Source organism: Catalinimonas locisalis, assembly GCF_038039535.1.
Lineage (GTDB): Bacteria > Bacteroidota > Bacteroidia > Cytophagales > Cyclobacteriaceae > Catalinimonas.
The window spans coordinates 234,355-253,672 of record NZ_JBBPHP010000005.1 but is presented as its reverse complement, the minus strand read 5'-3'; the positions used below and the strand labels follow the sequence as shown (position 1 = coordinate 253,672).

Sequence of the window (19,318 nt, the reverse complement as noted above, 5' to 3'; positions counted from 1 at the left end):
CTTGATCAGCTGCAAACATTTGCCTTCTCCTGATAAGCAGGAAGCATGATCATGAAGGTAGTGCCTTTTCCTTCTTCGCTTTTCACAGCAATGCTTCCCTGGCTCAACGAAACGAACTCATAAACCAATTGCAATCCTATCCCCAGTCCTTTCTCTCCTGAAGTACCCCAGGTTCTTTCTCCTTCTTTTTGATGAAACAAAGTATCTATTTTTTCATGTGACATGCCTACACCTGTATCACGCACTTGCACAGATACCTGATCTCCCTCCTGATAGGCTTCTATGCTTACTTCACCTTGTGAGGGGGTAAATTTTAGCGCGTTGTTGATTAAGTTTCTAAGAATGGTAAAAAAAGCGTTTCTGTCTACCCAAATACGAATTGAATTATCCACACGGCTTATAAGGTCTATTTTTTTGGTAAGGGCCATGGTCTCAAACACTCTCACTACTTCATCAGCTACTTCTTTTACAGACAAATCTTCGGGGCTAATGGGTATATCTCCCTGTTGGTTTACCGCCCAGCTTAGCAGATTGTCTAAGAGTACGGAAAGGTGTACCGCAGTTTTTTCAATATGGGTAATCATCTGAGGCAGTAAATCATACTGCTTTTCTTCTACATATTCTTTGAGAATACCTGACAAACCATGGAAAGCATTGACCGGTGAGCGCAAATCATGCGAGACAATGGAAAGGAATTTTTCGCGGGTCACGATCAAGGCATCCAGCTCTTGGTTCTTTTGGTGTAATTCATTTTTCTGATGGGCAAGCTGCTGATTTGCTTCTTTTTGCAAACTGTAATAGCGATAAAGTATGATAGCAATTACGATAATCAAAAGTGTAAAAAAGATAAGCCCGAACTGTACAAGCCTCTGGTTTTCTTTGGATTTGTTGAGTAAGTCAATTTCAGCCTGCTTCTGCTCCACTTCAAATTCGGTGCGCATATCGGCCATATTGCGGATCACCTCTTCATTATTGATGCTATCTCTCAAAGCCAGGTAAGTAGACTGATGTTCATAAGCCTTTTGATAATCTCCCTGTAGCGCATACAATTCGGAAAGAAGTTGGCTGGCATTACGCATTTGCTGCAAAAGTTCATCCTGCCGGGATATATCCCAACTTTGCAGCGCATAATCAAGCGCTTTTTCTACCTCACCTATCTCACGATAAATTTCTGACAAGGAAAGCTGATATTCGGCAATGGCATAATTATCACCCATAGCTTCTAACATGGCGATGGCTTCGCTCAGATGGGTACTTCCCATGATATAATTACCCTGAGAGGTTTTGACTAGCCCTATATTTCCCAATGCATAAGCAACTCCCACATCAAAATCTAACTCTTCAAATAGATTATAAGCTTCTTCGTAATACCACAAAGCCGAGTCATACTTAAGATATTTATGTTGTAGTTTGCCAGCATTCAATAGAGTTGTAGCAAGTCGGGTAGTGTCTTTCTCTTCTCTGAAGATACTTATTGCCTGTCTATAGTATTGTTGAGCCTGGGAAAAATTTTCCTGCTGTGAATATACAGTACCCAAAACGATATAGGCCGATGCAACGCCTAATTGAGACCCTGCAACTTTGTAATGTTTAATGCTCTCCAAGATGGTCAGGAGCGCTTTTTCGTTATCACCTAATTTTTTGTAAGCCTGTCCTATATTTAAGCTGGCGGCCCCCTGCCATCTATGTTGCTGAAGCTCTTCAGCAATAGACAATGCCTGCTGGGCATACTTGAGCGCTATTTTAGGACTAGTGGCATAATCAGCGATATCCATAGCCACGCCGTACTTTGCAGAATCAGTAAGTTCTTCGGTTAAGATTACATTGATTAAACTATCAGAAATACTCTCGTCCAAGACCTGAGCTTGACACAAACTAAAATAGCCTATTGAGAAATAGGCTATCAAAAAAAGTACACTGACTATCTTTTGTATCATTTATCACGAGGGGGTTTTACCTTAAGTTCTGGATCATCAGAATAAGTCTGAGCACCAATCCTGTAATCAATTGAATACAGTTCACTACCTGTAGCTGAGTTACATACTGTGCCTTCCCAATTACCATTTGCTTTTCTGAAGGGGCTTCCATTGAAAATATTCTGACTGCCACTTTTAGGGTAAATATTGGTAATCTCATCTACCCCCTCTCCAAGTACCCATTCTACTTCATCTCCTGCCTGCACATCAGTTGTGATGGTATTTTTACCGGCATGTCCTTCACTATCACGAAGATACAAACTGTCGGTACTGCCATCACGGCCTACATAAATAGTCACTTTAGTTTTTGTTGTCATAATAATACGAATTAAGGATAAAACAATAAAATTTGGTTTATAACATATAGAACCTTACCAGGGGATTTATACCCATCTGTGAAGGACTATGAGCAAATAAGCGGCAAATGTGAGCCCGTTAATATTGACAAGCCTCGTTTTCTCCTGAGCGTAAGATTATGGAAAGCTTTGCACAGTAAGTTATACTTATTCATGGTACAAAGGCTGGAAATCAGTAACTTAAAGTCAAGTGTAAAAATCAATTATCTCTCAGGAATTCATTTATAGCGCAATAAAGCTTGACACTTTAGAGAGTAGCATGCTTTTCCCTGCAAAAAAGCAACATCTGCCTGCAAAAAGCTTGAGCATTAATGATGAATAATGGATAATGAAAAATGATTACTGAATAGTGAGGAAGGATGAATGATAATGGGTTAGTCATGATTCATTAATCATTAGTCATTCATTAGTCGCTCATCATTATGTTTAAGAACTATCTCACTATTGCCCTTCGCAATTTTTGGAAGCATAAAGCTTTCACGATGATCAATCTGCTGGGACTATCCATCGGAATGGCCTGCAGCATACTAATCTTTTTGTGGATTAATGATGAATTGCAGTTCAATCAATTCCATACCCACAGTGAGCAGATCTTCAAGGTAATGCAAAGCCGGATAAATGAGGAAGGTGAAATCAATACCTGGAACAACACTCCCTATGTGCTTGGGGAGACACTGACAGAGGAATACCCCTCTATCTTACAAAGCGTCAAAATCACTGACGAAGAACTATTGCCCCTGAGTGTTGACGATATCTCGGTAAAAGAAAGGAGTGTTTTTGCCACACCCAATTTTTTTGAGGTTTTTACTTTTCCTCTGGTGCAAGGGGATTCTACAAGCGTACTGTCCGAAACTTTCTCTATCGCGATTTCCGAAAGCCTGAGTCATAAGTTGTTTGGAGAGGAAAACGCAGTCGGAAAAACAATACATCTTAAGGCTGGGGAGTTAGTTCCGTTTACAGTGACGGGAGTGTTTGAGGATTTCCCCCGGCATTCTACCTTACAATTTGATTTTGTGCTGCCCATGCAGGCAGTATTGCCATTCTGGAACAACTATGAAAACTGGGGAAACAGCTACCTGACTACCTATATTCTCCTGAACGATCAGGCTGATCCTTCGGAAGTAGAAAAGCAAATTGCCGATGTGGTCAAAGAAAAGGGAGGACTGGAGCATCAACTTTCATTAATTTCCTTAGCCGACACCTATCTCTATTCAAAGTTTGAAAATGGTAAAGCAGTAGGTGGAAGGATTGATAATATTCGGCTGTTCTTCGTCGTTGCCATCATGGTACTGCTCACCGCCTGTATCAATTTTGTCAACCTCACCACGGCACGCGCTACCCAACGGGCCAGAGAAGTAGGCGTGAGAAAAGTAGTAGGTGCCAGCAAAATTTCACTGATTCGCCAATTTTTAAGCGAGTCCGTATTATTAGCGATAATTGCGCTTTTGCTGGCTTTGGTCATGGTATTTGTCATCCTTCCCATTTTTAATGAACTCACAAACAAGGCTATTCAACCCGATTATTTGAACTTCACTTTTATAGTATCTTTATTGGGAATCGGATTGCTGACCGGCTTACTTTCAGGTATCTACCCTGCCTTTTTTCTTTCCTCGTTTCATACCATTATGGTCTTGAAAGGAAGATTTACGCAACAAAGTGGATCCTCTGCCTTGCGCCGCTCCCTGGTGGTATTTCAGTTTGCCATTTCTACGCTGTTCATGGCCGGAACGCTGGCGGTCTTCTTCCAGATGGAATATGTGCGCCACAAAAATCTGGGGCTGGATCAGGAAAATATCATCTACGCCGAAATGGACATGGCACTACAACAAAACTTTGAGGCTTACCAGAATGAAGTGCTGCAAGAGCCGAGTATCCGATATTTCAGCAGGGCCAACTCCAGTTTCCGGGATTTTGGCACCACCGGTGACCTGGACTGGAAAGAAAAGCCCACTGATCATTCGCTTTGGGTAGCACAATTGGTCGTAGATTTTGATTTTATAGAAGCTATGGACATCAGGATTAAGGAGGGGCGATCATTTTCACGTAACTTTACATCGGATACTATTGCTTATATATTGAATGAAGAAGCTGTCAAAATCCTTGGTTTCGAATATCCTTTAGGGGAAGAATTTTCTATGTGGAGAGAGCCGGGACGGATTGTAGGTATTGCTGAGAATTTCCATTTTAACTCTCTGCACGAAGATATAAAACCCTTGATCATCCAGTTAGCCCCGAAGCGAACTCACATTACATACGTCAAAGCTCAGGCAGGCAAAACTGAGGAAGCCCTTGCCGCCCTGAAGAGAATCCACCAAAAATACAGTGGCTATCCATTAGACTATCACTTTCTGGACGATACGCTGGAAGCTATGTACGAAAGTGAGAAACTGATCGGCAAACTCTCCCGTATCTTTGCAGCCATGGCTATTTTCATCTCCTGCCTGGGGTTACTGGGACTAGCCATCTTCACCAGCGAGCAGCGTACCAAGGAGATCGGCATCCGCAAAGTATTGGGTGCTTCGGTCAGCAGCATCCTGGTCTTGCTTTCCAAAGACTATGTCAGGCTCATAGGCATTGCCTGCCTCATTGCGCTGCCTATCGCCAACTACTTTATCACCGACTGGCTGCAAAGTTTTGCTTACCGGGTTGATACCAGTTGGTGGTGGTTTGTACTGCCGGCTTTACTGATATTGCTCATCGCCTTCCTGTCTATCAGCGGACAAACTTTTAAAGCCGCCCGGCAGAATCCGGTGGATAGCCTGAGGTATGAGTAGATTATAATGAGTAATGATGAATGATTAATTCGTAAGCTGCATTCTTCATCAATCATTCATCACTGCTCATCAAAAGGCTAGCTGGCAAAGATCTGCTTCATATCCTTGAATGACTTAAACTCCAGTGCGTTGCCGCTGGGATCCAGCAAAAACATAGTGGCCTGCTCGCCTACCTGCCCTTTGAAACGGATATGTGGCTCTATGATAAAACTAATGCCCATCTCTTGAAGCCTTTCGGAGAGCTCATGCCACTGCTCCCATTTTAATATAGCGCCAAAGTGACGCACCGGCACATTATCGCCATCCACTTCATTGGTTCTGGCCTGTGCGACTTCTTCCGGACGTAAATGCGCAGAGAGTTGGTGACCGAAAAAATCAAAATCAATCCAGCGCTCAGCAGTACGGCCTACACTACAACCCAGCGTTTGTTCGTAAAATTTTCTTGTTGCTGCTAAATCCGATACCGGAAAAGCCAAATGAAAGGGAGGCATATTGATCATCACGAATCCATTTTAGTTTGTATAAAAGTAGTTGGCAACTCATTCCCTTACAAATCAGATTGAAAAAATTATATTCGTTTTTACATTATCTACACATGTTTATAAAAAATGCCTGAGATGGACTATCAGCAACTGAATCAGCAACTTGGCAATATTGATCTTTACCTGCTTGACCATATTCTGAAGGGACGCTTTACTCCTGAGATGCGTCTGTTGGACGTCGGCTGTGGAGAAGGTCGTAATCTTGTCTATTTTATACGGCAGGGGTATGACGTTTGGGGCATAGATCAGGATACCGCTGCGCTACGCATGCTCAGGATGTACGGTCGCTCCTTGCACCCCGACTTTGACCCGGAAAAGTTTATTGAAGATGATGCGGCAGATATTTCCTTGCCGCCAGAAAGTTTTGATGGTATTATCAGTAGCGCAGTATTGCACTTCGCTCAGGATCATACCCACTTCAGGAAAATGTTTGCTGAACTTAATCGTTTACTCAGGCCGGGAGGCTTGCTTTTTATACGCACAGCTATGCTTTCCGGGATAGAAAATGATGCCCAACCCCTGGGAGAAAACGGAAGATATCTGCTGCCTGATGGAAGCGAACGTTATCTGCTAAGTAATCAAATGCTGGAAGCCTTATGTCAGCAACATGCTTATAGCTTGGTAGAGCCTCTGAAATATGTGGTGGTATATAATGCCCGAAGTATGGGCAGCATCTTATTACAAAAATCTGCACAACCCTAAGCATCGCTTCATATCCGAACAAAGCTTGATTGTCTCAAGTTATGCCTTAGCTATGCGTCATTTCCTAAGTTTGTACACCCTTCTTCTGCCTTTTCTTATTGTGTCCTGTGATGGAAGTAAACGGAAAGAGGTAGATGAAAAATCAGCCAAATTCACGACCTCCGATGCCTCCGAGCTGTTTTTTAAAAACGTGCGTTCCATACAGTATAATAAGACTGTTATGAGTGAGGCTGGTCTGGATGTATACCATTTCAAGGAGCAGGTAGAGGCAGAGGATAGACCAATACTTGACCTTTCCATCGTAGTCAACTGGAGGCATGATCAGGCTTATATCCTGACCGAACCTAATGCTTATCTCCAATCACTGGACACGCTCAAAATAATGTGGCAGGATACGGTAACACAAGACAGTGGTGTTTTTCAGTTTGCAAACAGCGATAAAGCCGAGCATTTTCAGCTGGCTGTACAGCTTTATCGCTGTATACAGGATCAACGGCCTTTGTATGTACTCAATGATGAGCAGAAAATCCCTTTCATGCGCCGCCGAGACGAACGGGAAGCCTTTCGTAAAACGATGGTAGACTACCTGAGATTGGTAGATTTATTATAGGCTTTAGTATAAAATATCAATAGGCACCATGGCGCACTGATTAAAATGTTTATGCTAAACTCTACATTGTGCTAAATATCAAAAAATATCTGCTCTTGTTAGAACTCTGATAAGAAATTTGGGTTTCATAGTAACGGATAAAATATTTTACCGCTTCTTTTAGCATTTATCTAATGTTGTACTTCAAAGATTATCAGCAGGGAAAGAACAGAGAGTGGGTGGTATTTGTGCATGGGGCAGGGGGCAGTTCTTCAATATGGTATCGTCAGCTTCGTTTGTTTCGTAAACACTTCAATGTACTGCTGGTAGACCTGCGCGGGCATGGCCGCTCCAAAGATCTGCTGGAAGACTATGTGAAGCATAATTACACTTTCAGAGATGTAACTACTGACCTGCTGGAAGTAATCACACATTTAGGAATAGAAAAAGCACACTATATCGGAGTATCTATGGGCAGTATTATTATCCGTACTTTAGGCGAGATCGCTCCTCAGTATATGAAATCCATGATCTTGTGCGGTGCCGTTACCCGCCTTAACTTACGGTCACGCCTATTGGTATTACTGGGCCATATGTTCAAGCGTTTTGTGCCCTATATGTGGCTCTACCGGCTGTTTGCCTTTGTCATCATGCCCAACCCTCATGATGCTCCTTCGCGGAATCTGTTTATCGAGGAAGCCAAGAAGCTGTACAAGAAAGAATTTCTGAGGTGGTTCAAGCTTACGCATGAAGTTAACCCGCTGTTAAAATATTTTAAAGAAAAAGAAATTGCAGTACCCACGCTTTATATCATGGGGGAAAGAGATTATATGTTTCTGCCTCCGGTAAAAAAGATCGTGAAGGAGCATACCTACGCAATTTTGAAGGTGATAGAGGATTGCGGCCATGTCTGCAACATTGAAAAACCTGATATTTTCAACAAACTTGCGATCAGGTTTATACAACAAGGTTATGCTAATGTGAGAGCTTAGCTTAAAGCTCATATTTCATCCATCAATATAATATGCTTAGTAAAAATTTAGTTACTCCCACAGCACTATACTGACAATAAAAGGAATAGAAGCCTGATCCGCTACACAACTTATTGAGGTTGTTGAACGTGACAAATAAATATGCCCAATTGAATAAGAAATTAATAGTTAATATGAAACAAAAGCCTTTCTTGATGCGAGGAAACTCTCTTACCTTCATTATCCTGCTGCTGGCCGTACTAATTCAAGCCTGCTCCAAAGAAGAGAAGAAAAGTAGTGGAAGCCCAAATCCAAGGGCCAATGCAGTAATGCCTGTGGAGGGGATGATCATTAAGACTTCGGAAATTGATGATAAGATTTATGCCACCGGAACTTTGCTGCCTAATGAAGAAGTAGAGCTAAGGCCTGAAACCTCCGGCCGTATTGTAGGCATTTATTTTGAGGAAGGCAGCAGGGTATCCAAAGGGCAGCTCCTCGCCAAGATTGACAACAGTGAGCTGAGTGCACAGCTTAACAAGCTGAAAGTGCAGGAAAAACTGGCGCAAAGCGAAGAAGCCCGTCAGCAGAAACTTCTGGACATAGAAGCGATCAGCCAGGGCGAATATGATGTTACGCTCAACCAACTAAACACCATAGAAGCAGAGATTGAGCTGGTGGAAACACAGATTCAGAAGACCAATATCGTGTCGCCCTTCAGTGGCGTAATTAGTCTGCGGAATGTAAGTGAGGGAGGATATGTCTCTCCTACTACGCTTATTGCTTCTATGCAACAGATTGACCCCATCAAAGTAGAATTTTCTGTACCGGAGCGCTACATCACCGAAATCCATGAAGGAACAGTGGTTAACTTTAGCGTGACCAATACCAATGAGACTTACCAGGCTAAAGTCTATGCCATAGACTCAAAAATAGATATCAATACCAGGACGGTAAGGGTAAGAGCGAGAAGCAACAACCCCGAGAATACGCTCAAGCCGGGAGCGTTTGCCCGTATTGAGATCATACTTAAAACTTTTGAAGATGCCATACTAGTACCATCCGAAGCCATATTAACCGAGATGGAAGGGCAAAAAGTTTTTATCAGTGAAAATGGCAAAGCCACTTCCAAGAGGATCAAGACAGGTATACGTAATGAAAATATGGTACAGGTTATAGAAGGGCTGGCGCCTAAAGACACCCTTATACTCACCGGCCTTATGTCCATTCAGGATGGACGGTCCATTGAGATCAAAACACTAAGAGATGAAGCCTCCGAGCTGAATGTAGAAGAACCCAATATATCCTTATAGCCACTATGAACCTCTCATCCATCAGTATTGAACGCCCGGTACTCGCCACGGTAATGTCCATCGTGATCATTATCTTCGGTGTGATCGGCTTTACCTATCTGGGTATCAGAGAGTATCCCAGTGTAGACCCGCCCATTATTTCTGTAAGCACCAATTACACCGGTGCCAGCGCTGATGTAATTGAATCACAGATCACTGAGCCTCTGGAAGAAGGTATCAATGGTATCAGCGGGATACGTTCTCTCTCCTCTATCAGCACCGACGGAAGAAGTACCATAACCGTAGAGTTTGAGCTGGGCGAAGACCTGGAAGCTGCCGCTAATGATGTGCGGGACAGGGTGTCGCAGGCACGGCGTAACCTCCCTCCCGATGCTGACCCTCCCATCGTGACCAAAGCCGATGCTGATGCTACCACAATTCTGGCGCTCACAGTACAGAGTGATGAAAGAAGCCTGCTGGAGCTTTCGGATGTTGCCACCAATATTTTTAAAGAAAGGCTACAGACCATACCTGGCATTAGTAACATCAGAATATGGGGTGATAAACGCTATGCTATGCGTCTACAAATGGACCCGTCCAAACTGGAAGCTTATCAGCTTACACCACTGGATGTGAGGAATGCGCTTTTAGAACAAAATGTAGAGCTGCCTACCGGAAACATTGAAGGCTACCGCAGCTACCTCACCATCCGTACCTTGGGGAGGCTGGTAACCGAGAAAGACTTCAATGAAATGATCATTAAGGAGGAGGGCGGAGCGGTAATCAAGTTCAAAGACATTGGGCAAGCCGTACTGGATGCAGAAAATCAGCGTACCCTGCTGAGAGGTAATAACAAAATTCCGATGGTAGGCGTGGCCGTTACTCCTCAACCAGGAGCCAACTACATTGCCATCGCTGATGAGTTTTATAAGCGGGTGGATCAGATTGAAAAAGAACTTCCCGACGACCTCAAGCTTGGCTATGCCTTGGATACCACGCTTACCATTCGTAAGGCTATTACCGAAGTGGAAGAGACTATTCTTATCGCTTTTAGCCTGGTAGTGATCGTGATTTTCATGTTTTTGCGCGACTGGCGTACTACGCTTATCCCTGCCATTGCCATACCTATCTCCCTGATCGGTGCTTTTTTCATCATGTACTTCGCCGATTTCTCTATCAACATTCTCACCCTATTGGGAATTGTACTGGCTACCGGACTGGTGGTGGATGATGCCATCGTGGTACTTGAGAATATTTATCAAAAGATAGAATCCGGTATTTCTCCCAAAAAAGCCGCCCATGAAGGTTCATCCGAGATCTACTTTGCCATCATCTCCACTACAGTAACTTTGGCAGCGGTATTCCTGCCTATCATCTTCCTGGAAGGTGTTACCGGTAGACTTTTCCGGGAATTTGGTGTAGTCGTGGCCGGCTCAGTACTGATCTCAGCTTTTGTGTCACTCACGCTCACACCTATGATGAGCTCTCGCCTTTTGAAGAAGAAAGAGAGAACCAATAAGTTTTATAAAGTGACTGAGCGCTTCTTTGACTGGATGACCAACGGATACAACAGATTCCTTATTCGTTTTATGAGACACCGCTGGGCCGCTATCGTGATCGTGATTCTTTCCCTAGGAGGAATAATCGGTCTGGGGGCAATTATACCCTCCGAACTGGCTCCACTGGAAGACAAAAGCCGCCTCCGCCTGTTTTCTACTGCTCCTGAAGGAACATCATTTGAGTTGATGGATAACTATGTGATGGAACTCCTGAATGTGGCAGATACGCTTCAGGAAAAACAATCATTAATTGCGGTGACTTCACCTGGTTTTGGCTCCAGCAACTCTGTAAATTCATCCTTTCTCAGGATTACCCTTAATCCGCCAGCAGAAAGAGAGCGTTCGCAGCAGGAAATTGCTCAGCAGCTTAGCGGCATCGTAAGTGATATGAATTTTGCCCGTACCTTTGTAGTACAGGAACAAACCATAGAGGTAGGTAGATCCAGTGGTCTGCCTGTACAGTATGTGATTCAGGCACCTAATCTGGAAAGGCTGAAAGAAGTACTGCCTACCTTTGTAGATAAAGCCTCTCAACATCCCGATTTCGCTGTGGTTGACCTGGACCTTAAGTTTAATAAGCCGGAATTAGCCGTTACCATTGATAGAGAGAGAGCCAGAGCCTTGGGTGTATCAGTACGCGATATTGCCGAGACCATACAGCTTTTCTTTAGTGGTCAGCGTTTTGACTACTTCGTTATGGATGGTAAGCAATACCAGATTATTGGAGAGGCCAGCCGCCCTAACCGGGATGAACCTTTGGACTTAAGCTCCATCAGTGTGAGTAATGATAGAGGAGAATTGATCACGCTGAATAACCTGGTGAATATGGAAACTCAAAGTACTTCGCCTCAACTCTACCGTTACAATCGTTATGTAGCCGCTACTGTATCTGCTCAGCCGGCAGATGGGGTTACGCTGGGGCAAGGCATCGCCGCCATGGATGAGATTGCCGATGAAGTGCTGGATGATTCTTTCTCCACCGCGCTTTCTGGTACCTCCAAAGATTATCAGGAGAGCTCAGGCAGCTTATACTTTGCTTTTGGGTTAGCGTTAGTGTTAATTTACCTGGTGCTGGCTGCCCAGTTTGAAAGCTTTGTAGATCCGCTGATCATCATGTTTACCGTGCCCCTGGCACTTACGGGCGCACTACTTACCCTCTGGTTGTTTGGTCATACGCTTAACATCTTTAGCCAGATTGGTATCATCGTACTGATCGGTATAGTAACCAAAAATGGTATCCTGATCGTGGAATTTGCCAACCAGCGCAAAGAAGAAGGCCTGAATAAATTTGATGCGGTAATTGAAGCTGCTACTATTCGCCTCAGACCTATCCTGATGACCAGTTTGGCTACCATTCTGGGTGCATTACCTATTGCTCTGGCATTGGGAGCTGCTTCCACCAGCCGTATTCCCATGGGTATGGCTATCATCGGAGGCTTGCTGTTTTCACTCATCCTGACGCTGGTAGTCATTCCGATTATCTATTCTTATATGTCAGGTAAGACGCCTAGCAAAGCTAAAATTGAACCTTCTCGCAAATAAACATTCAACTACTGCAAGCGAACGAATAATGAATATCAGACTTAACCGCTACATCCTTGGAGTCCTGCTTATGATGGGTGGGCTCCAGGCCGTAGCGCAGAACACCGATACACTACGTCTATCAGAGGCTTTAAAGCTGGGACTTGAAAAAAATTATAGCATTCAGATTGCCACCAACAATAAAAATATAGCCGATAACAATTATACACTGGGCAATGCAGGTTTTCTACCTACTTTGGATGCCATCGCCAGTCAAAACTACGAAGTCCAGGACTCCAGACAATTGTTTGACAGAGAAGTAAACCCTGAGCAAATTGTGAACGGAGCACGCTCCAATAGCTTCAGTGCTTCAGCCTTGCTTGAATGGACGGTCTTTGATGGTACCAGAATGTTTGTCACTTATGACAAGCTGGCTGAGCTTCAGCAGGCATCTGCCATAGAAGCACAGATCAATATTGAAAATACTGTTGCTGATATCTCAGCAGCTTACTATACGGTTATTCTGGAGCAGGCAAGAGTCAATGTATTACAAAACTCAGTAGATCTTTCTCGAGAAAGACTTCGTCTGGCCCGAACCAAGTACGAAGTAGGAAACACATCCCGACTGGAATATCTAGCCGCGCAGGTAGATTATAATGCCGATACTTCAGCCCTTATTCAACAAAAAGAACAGCTTTACAACACAAAAGTTGATCTGAATACCTTTCTGGTACGTGAGCCCGATACTGACTTTGCAGTACCCAATCAGATAGATGCCAATATGGATTTATCTATTGGAGAATTACGGGAAAAAGCACTGAGTAGCAATCCTAACCTGCTTTTGGCCCGTCGCAATCAGCACATTACTTATCTGGAAATGCGAGAACTGGAAGCAGAGCGATGGCCGGAGATATTGGTGAATCTAGGTTATGGTTACAATACTTCAATTAGGCAGGCAGGCTTCGTACTTGAGAGCCGTGCCAATGGAGTCAACTATGGAGTAGCTGCCCGCCTGAATATTTTTAATGGTTTTAACAAAAACCGGCAGATACAAAACGCTCGTATCCTGACAGAAAACCGGGATCTTCAGATTAAAGAACTTACTCAGGACCTGAAAGCTGATTTGGAAAAGACTTTTATCAATTACACCAACAGCACAATTTTATTGGAACTGGAATCTAAGAACATGGAGATTGCCAGAGAGAATGCCAAAATTGCGCTGGAACGCTATCGTCTGGGAAATAGTAATGCACTGGAACTACGCGAAGCTCAGATTAATGCGGTACAGGCTGAGAGCCGCCTTATAGATGCTATTTATTTTACTAAAATTGCTGAAATAGAACTGCTCAGACTTAGTGGACAAATGGTAAGTAGCCAGTAAGGGATTTTATGTAGGCTAATGCTTACCTTAGCGCTTCATCTATTTTTTCAATAAAAAACTATTTCGGATGCAAGCTATAATTTTTAACCAGCCGGGAGGGGCTGATAATCTCCGCATAGGTGAGTGGGAAACGCCCCAGCCTGATAAGCATGAAATACTGGTAAAAGTAGCTGCCACTGCCCTCAACCGTGCTGATATTCTTCAAAGAGAAGGAAAATATCCTCCCCCCAAAGGTGCCAGCCCAATACTGGGACTGGAAATCAGCGGTGAAATAGTGGAAGTGGGTAGTGAGGTAAAACGCTGGGAGCTGGGAGATAAGGTATTTGGCTTGCTTCCGGGAGGTGGTTATGCTGAATATGCGGTAATCCACGAAGACATGGCAATGCCCGTACCAGACAATCTGAACCTGGTGGATGCTGCTGCCATTCCGGAAGTCTTTCTTACCGCTTACCAGGCGCTTTCATGGCTTGCACATTTTAAGGAAGGAGAAAAACTGCTAATCCACGCAGGAGCTAGCGGTGTAGGTACTGCAGCCATACAGCTTGCCCGGCAAATGAAGGCTGCCGAAATTATAGTCACCGCATCATCTCCCAAACACCAACTTTGCAAAGATTTAGGTGCTCATCTGACTATTGATTATAAACAGCAGGATTTTGAGGACGTTATTAAAGAATATACCAGACAGCAGGGGGTAGATGTCATCATTGATTTTATCGCGGCTCCCTATTTTAACAAAAATATCAACTGCCTGGCCCAGGATGGCCGCCTTGTCCTGCTGGCAACATTAGGTGGCGTAAAAGTAGAAGAACTCAATCTGCTAAAACTGTTGAGTAAGAGGTTACAAATTACCGCTTCTACCCTGCGCTCCCGTAGTCTTGAATACCAGATTCAACTTACCCAAGCCTTTGTTGCTTTTGCCCTTCCGCTGTTTAAAAAAAGTAGCCTTAAGCCTATCATTGATAGTGTGTACAATTGGAAAGAAGTAGCGGAGGCCCATAAGTATATGGAATCCAACCAAAACAGTGGAAAAATTGTCCTTGAGATACAGGATACCTGAGACTGCTCTCACATCATTTTTCTTGGAGAAGGCACAAAAACAGGTATCTGTTACGTTATCTAAACAGTTGATAATAATACAGTTAGTAATGAAGAAACAAATCATCAGCGGGAGCATGGCAGTGTTGTTACTATTCACTTTTGCCTGCTCTTCAGTAAAAATAATTGCAGAAAAAGAGGACGGTTTTGACAAATCTGATTACGATACCTACGCTTTTGCAGCGGTAGACTTAAATGAGATGGATCAGGCCACAGCGATTCTTTACCAGGAAATTCGTAAGACCATTGCCTATGAGATGAAAAAGAAGGGTTATGAAATTAATGCGGAGACTCCTGATTTGATCGTCGCTTTCAATATCCTGACCGAGGAAGCTCGCAAGGAGAGTTGGAAAAGTGTCAATAACGATCCTTACTACCCTTATGGCATGCGAGGCATGTGGGCCTACAACTCACTTTATGGTCCCAACTTCAACCAAAGGTATAAAGAAGTAAAGTATGAGAAGACTGGTACTTTTGTGGTAGATTTACTGTCTACCGAGCAGGAGCAACTGGTATGGAGAGGTATTGGCATAGGCCCTGTAAACCATCCGGAAGAGCGGTTTAATACCGCTTATGAGTCTGTACAAAAAATGTTCAAAGAGTTTCCTGAGAAAAAAATGTAATTACTAATCAAAAAAAAACCCGCCTCAAAGAAGCGGGTAACTTTAAATAGGATACCAAAGCATGCGCTTAAATGGTATCCTATTTTTTTGCTTTTTCTTCAGCAGCATTTTTATTCTTGTTGCTTTTACGAGGTCTGCTCACACCATATGAGCCTTTTACGATTTTACCCTTCTTGGTTTTTTTATCTCCTTTTCCCATAATAGTTGAACTTAATGTTGTTTATACTTATTTTATTTTGACTGTTAACCTTTACGGCTCATCTCAAGTTAGAAAAAATTACTTAAACTCTAAAGCACGCTTTGGGTTGAATGAGTACGAACTATAATAAAAATCAATACTATGGCTAAACCTAATCCCGAGTTAATTTATGCTCTCCGTAATGCCGCCCAAAAGCTCCAGGACAGTCAGAACTATCAGTGGGGCCACATGGGTAGCTGTAATTGTGGTTACCTTGTACAGGAAGTTACCAAGCTATCCAAAGCAGATATTCATGAATACGCTATGCGTACCAGAGGAGGAGACTGGAGTGAGCAGGCACTGGATTTTTGTCCTACCAGCGGCTATCTTATGGATCAGGTAATTTCATATATGCTGGATGCCGGTATGGATATAGTTGACTTCAAGCATCTGGAGAGACTTTCTGATAAGGAAGTATTGCAGAAACTACCCGTTGAGGAAAGGCACTTAAGACATAACTATAAAGAAGATGTAGTTAAGTACATGTATGCCTGGGCTGAATTGCTTGAAGAAAAACTCATGGATGATATCTCTTTAAGTCATATTCAGGAAGAACCAGATAAGCAACAAGTACATTAATGCATTAAAACGAATGCAGTATTATAGTAAATAATATTTCTAAATTAGGCTAAACAAAGCATGTTTAGCTTAATTTTAGCGAAACAAAGTACATAATATTTACTTTGTACACATTATTATATTAGCTTTGAGAGGAATAAGTTTGAGAGGAGATTGAGGTTATATTACACCTGAGTAAGAGTTTTAGCTAATCAAACCAAATCATACTTTTTTATGATTACCGACTTTTTGGACACCCCACTGGTATCATTGTCTGTTGCCCTGGTCTTTGCTTTTGTCATCGTTTCTATCACAATACCTGTTATTATAAGAGTAGCGATGGAAAAGCACCTGATGGAAGAACCCAACGGAAGAAGCTCTCATGTCCAGAAAACTCCTAATTTTGGGGGTATCGCTATTTTTGCCTCAGTAGTAATGACATTTTTGCTGGCTACTCCTGAAAGTACTACCAGTGCCGTCAATATTCACCTTATTATTCCCTCATTGGTTATCCTTTTCTTTATTGGTTTAAAGGATGACATACTAGTCATTGACCCGTACAAGAAACTTCTTGCCCAGATACTGGCATCGGCACTGTTGATATATTTTACAGATATAAGAATCGGTCATCTATTCGGCATCTTAGGTACTTATGAAATCTCTTATGTGCCCAGCTTTGTCATTACTCTTTTTGTAATTGTAGTTATTGTTAACGCTTATAACCTTATTGATGGCATAGATGGTCTGGCTGCAGGCATTGGTATAGTAGCATCGCTTACTTTTGGTATCTATTTTTACCTGGCAGAAGTATACTGGGCGGCTGTATTGGCAGCAGTGTTAATAGGGTCTCTACTTGCTTTTATTCGTTTTAATTTCTCTGAAACCAATAAAATCTTCATGGGGGATAGCGGCTCGCTGATTGTTGGCTTTATCCTTGCGCTTTTCGCGATCAAATTTATCCAGCACAACGAAGTATTAAATAATGTATATATTCCTAATGCCCCAACCATCGCCATCCTGATTCTGGCAGTACCTTTATTTGATACGCTTAGGGTATTTACTCACCGCGTTGCCAGCGGCATAGGACCTTTTGTAGCCGACAGAAATCATATCCACCATTTTATCATAGACAATGGATTTAGCCATCTTAGAGCTACCATTCTGCTTTCTTTATGTAGCATCGCTGTAGTAAGTATCAGTTGTTATTTCTTTGCGCAGTCCTCTGTATCTTATTCCTTCACCGGGCTGATCGTTACATTTATTCTTTACTCACTCATTTTCAGAAGAGATGTAGTGGTGAAAAAGCCTTATCTTAATGAAGAGCTTCTCCGTAAAAAGCGGCGCAGTACAGTCCAATAAGAAAGATAATTGTAGTTAAATCCAGTTTTCAATCAATATTTTTCAGAGGGTACTATCCAACATTTTCCTCTCATAAGATCATAAGCCTGGAAATAAAAGAGGGACAAACTTTTCAGCATGCCCCTTCTTTGGTATGATCCTATATAATTTTTTAATGTTTGAAATGGCGGAAGCCAGTAAATACCATTGCCATGTCATGTGCATCGCAGTAGTCAATGGAATCCTGATCTTTGATAGAACCTCCTGGCTGAATCACCGCACTGATACCTTCCTGGTTAGCAATCTCTACGCAGTCAGGAAATGGGAAGAAGGCATCTGACGCCATAGCCGCACCATTAAGCTCAAAGCCAAAGTGCTTGGCTTTCTCAATAGCCTGTTTCAGCGCATCTACTCTGGAGGTCTGGCCTACTCCACTAGCCAGTAACTGGCCTTTATTAGCGAGTACGATGGTATTTGACTTAGTGTGCTTGCATATTTTGCTGGCAAACAACAGAGCTTCATTCTCTTCATCGGTAGTAGCGCGTTTGGTCACTACTTTCAAATCCTCTAAGCTATCTGTTTTCAGATCGCGATCCTGCTCAATCACTCCGTTCAGCAGCGTCTTGAATTGCTTTTTAGAAGATTTGTCTGATTTTTTCTTCAGCAATACTCTTTTCTTCTTTTTGCTCAGCAATTCCAGCGCTTCATCAGAAAATGAAGGTGCGATCAACACTTCAAAAAACAGGCTGTTCATCTCCTCAGCAGCAGCTTTATCTACCTCTGCATTGGTAATCAGCACCCCTCCGAAAGCAGAAACAGTATCTGCTGCAAACGCTTTCTGATAGGCTTCTTTTACACTGGCTCCGGTAGCACAGCCACAGGCGTTGGTATGTTTAAGAATGGCAAAAGCAGTCTCATCTTTAAACTCTTCTATCAGATCTACTGCCGCATCTATATCTACCAGATTATTAAACGATAACTCCTTACCATTCAACTGCTCCAGCATATCTTCCAGTTGGCCATAGAAGGCGGCTTCCTGATGAGGATTCTCTCCGTAGCGAAGAGATTTTACGGGCAATTTTGCTTTATCAAAGTTAGCTGCTGCGCTAGCTTCGCTATTGGTAGCACCACTAAAGTATTGGAAGATAGCAGTATCATAACGAGAGCTTTGGGAAAAAGCCTGCATCGCGAACTGGCGACGATCATCCAGATCAGTTTTACCTTCTTTTTCTTTAAGCAACTGCTCCAGGGCTCCGTACTGCTGGCGGGAAGAGACAATCAGTACATCTTTAAAGTTTTTAGCAGCGGCTCTGATCAGGGCAATGCCTCCGATATCAATTTTTTCAATAATCTCCGCTTCGGAAGCACCGGAAGTTACGGTTTCTTGAAAAGGATAGAGATCTACAATCACTAAGTCAATGGGAGGAATTTCGTACTCCTGGACCTGCTTTACATCGCCTTCATCATCTCTACGCGACAGGATACCACCAAACACTTTGGGGTGCAGCGTCTTTACTCTTCCTCCAAGGATAGAAGGATAACCGGTAAGGTCTTCTACCGCAGTTACTGCTGCTCCCTGCTCCTCTATAAACTTTTGCGTGCCTCCGGTGGAATATAGTTTTACACCATATTCATCCAGTAGCTTGACAATAGGGGCCAGATTTTCTTTATAAAATACTGAAATAAGGGCAGCATTAATCTTTTTGCTCATGATAGGTCAGGTTTGATTTGAGCTTGCAAAGGTAAGCTATTTTACAGCAGGGTAAAAGTTGGAAGTTGGTTTTTAGGACTTAGGCTTTAGGGTTT

Annotated in this window: 16 protein-coding genes; 11 read left to right on the top strand and 5 right to left on the bottom strand. The window is 42.9% G+C overall.

Annotated features, from left to right (window positions below):
- Positions 1–5: 5 nt before the first annotated feature.
- Positions 6–1,937 carry a sensor histidine kinase gene (locus WJR50_RS09765; RefSeq protein WP_341293073.1) on the bottom strand — a complete coding sequence of 644 codons (1,932 nt, stop codon included), beginning with the start codon at positions 1,935–1,937 and terminating at the stop codon, positions 6–8.
- Positions 1,934–2,293 carry a hypothetical protein gene (locus WJR50_RS09760; protein WP_341293072.1) on the bottom strand — a complete coding sequence of 120 codons (360 nt, stop codon included), beginning with the start codon at positions 2,291–2,293 and terminating at the stop codon, positions 1,934–1,936. Before WJR50_RS09760 ends, WJR50_RS09765 begins: the two co-directional genes overlap by 4 nt.
- Before the next feature lie 461 nt (positions 2,294–2,754).
- Between WJR50_RS09760 and WJR50_RS09755 the strand changes: the two genes are divergently transcribed.
- Positions 2,755–5,106, top strand: coding sequence for an ABC transporter permease (locus WJR50_RS09755; RefSeq protein ID WP_341293071.1), 2,352 nt, complete (start codon positions 2,755–2,757; stop codon positions 5,104–5,106).
- Between the two features lie 77 nt (positions 5,107–5,183).
- Here the strand turns inward: WJR50_RS09755 and WJR50_RS09750 are convergent, their stop codons facing one another.
- The gene (locus tag WJR50_RS09750; RefSeq protein ID WP_341293070.1) at positions 5,184–5,606 is read right to left on the bottom strand and encodes a VOC family protein; all 423 of its coding nucleotides are present in this window, start codon (positions 5,604–5,606) and stop codon (positions 5,184–5,186) included.
- A 108-nt stretch (positions 5,607–5,714) separates the two neighbouring features.
- Here WJR50_RS09750 and WJR50_RS09745 point away from each other — a divergent pair, with 108 nt between their 5' ends.
- The 8 genes from WJR50_RS09745 (at position 5,715) to WJR50_RS09710 (ending at position 15,378) form a co-directional block, all read left to right on the top strand.
- Entirely contained in the window at positions 5,715–6,350 is a 636-nt protein-coding gene (locus WJR50_RS09745) for a class I SAM-dependent methyltransferase (protein ID WP_341293069.1), read from the top strand.
- A complete protein-coding gene (locus WJR50_RS09740; protein WP_341293068.1) occupies positions 6,286–6,960 on the top strand; it encodes a hypothetical protein in 675 nt (224 codons plus the stop codon). The genes WJR50_RS09745 and WJR50_RS09740 overlap by 65 nt, the downstream gene beginning before the upstream one ends.
- A gap of 173 nt (positions 6,961–7,133) precedes the next feature.
- On the top strand, positions 7,134–7,931 hold the full coding sequence (locus tag WJR50_RS09735) for an alpha/beta fold hydrolase (protein ID WP_341293067.1): 798 nt from the start codon (positions 7,134–7,136) through the stop codon (positions 7,929–7,931).
- Positions 7,932–8,125: 194 nt separating this feature from the next.
- On the top strand, positions 8,126–9,220 hold the full coding sequence (locus WJR50_RS09730; RefSeq protein ID WP_341293066.1) for an efflux RND transporter periplasmic adaptor subunit: 1,095 nt from the start codon (positions 8,126–8,128) through the stop codon (positions 9,218–9,220).
- Between the two features lie 5 nt (positions 9,221–9,225).
- Positions 9,226–12,300, top strand: a complete 3,075-nt coding sequence (locus tag WJR50_RS09725; RefSeq protein ID WP_341293065.1) for an efflux RND transporter permease subunit — start codon at positions 9,226–9,228, stop codon at positions 12,298–12,300.
- Between the two features lie 28 nt (positions 12,301–12,328).
- Positions 12,329–13,660, top strand: coding sequence for a TolC family protein (locus tag WJR50_RS09720; protein ID WP_341293064.1), 1,332 nt, complete (start codon positions 12,329–12,331; stop codon positions 13,658–13,660).
- Between the two features lie 67 nt (positions 13,661–13,727).
- Entirely contained in the window at positions 13,728–14,717 is a 990-nt protein-coding gene (locus WJR50_RS09715; RefSeq protein ID WP_341293063.1) for an NAD(P)H-quinone oxidoreductase, read from the top strand.
- A gap of 88 nt (positions 14,718–14,805) precedes the next feature.
- A complete protein-coding gene (locus WJR50_RS09710) occupies positions 14,806–15,378 on the top strand; it encodes a DUF4136 domain-containing protein (protein ID WP_341293062.1) in 573 nt (190 codons plus the stop codon).
- Positions 15,379–15,457: 79 nt separating this feature from the next.
- Here the strand turns inward: WJR50_RS09710 and WJR50_RS09705 are convergent, their stop codons facing one another.
- Positions 15,458–15,577 carry a 30S ribosomal protein THX gene (locus WJR50_RS09705; protein WP_341293061.1) on the bottom strand — a complete coding sequence of 40 codons (120 nt, stop codon included), beginning with the start codon at positions 15,575–15,577 and terminating at the stop codon, positions 15,458–15,460.
- Positions 15,578–15,718: 141 nt separating this feature from the next.
- Here WJR50_RS09705 and WJR50_RS09700 point away from each other — a divergent pair, with 141 nt between their 5' ends.
- Positions 15,719–16,195: a hypothetical protein gene (locus tag WJR50_RS09700; protein WP_341293060.1), complete on the top strand. Its 477-nt coding sequence runs from the start codon at positions 15,719–15,721 to the stop codon at positions 16,193–16,195.
- Between the two features lie 213 nt (positions 16,196–16,408).
- Positions 16,409–17,533: a glycosyltransferase family 4 protein gene (locus WJR50_RS09695; RefSeq protein ID WP_341293059.1), complete on the top strand. Its 1,125-nt coding sequence runs from the start codon at positions 16,409–16,411 to the stop codon at positions 17,531–17,533.
- A gap of 151 nt (positions 17,534–17,684) precedes the next feature.
- Here the strand turns inward: WJR50_RS09695 and purH are convergent, their stop codons facing one another.
- On the bottom strand, positions 17,685–19,226 hold the full coding sequence (gene purH / locus WJR50_RS09690; protein ID WP_341293125.1) for a bifunctional phosphoribosylaminoimidazolecarboxamide formyltransferase/IMP cyclohydrolase: 1,542 nt from the start codon (positions 19,224–19,226) through the stop codon (positions 17,685–17,687).
- Positions 19,227–19,318 lie beyond the last annotated feature (92 nt).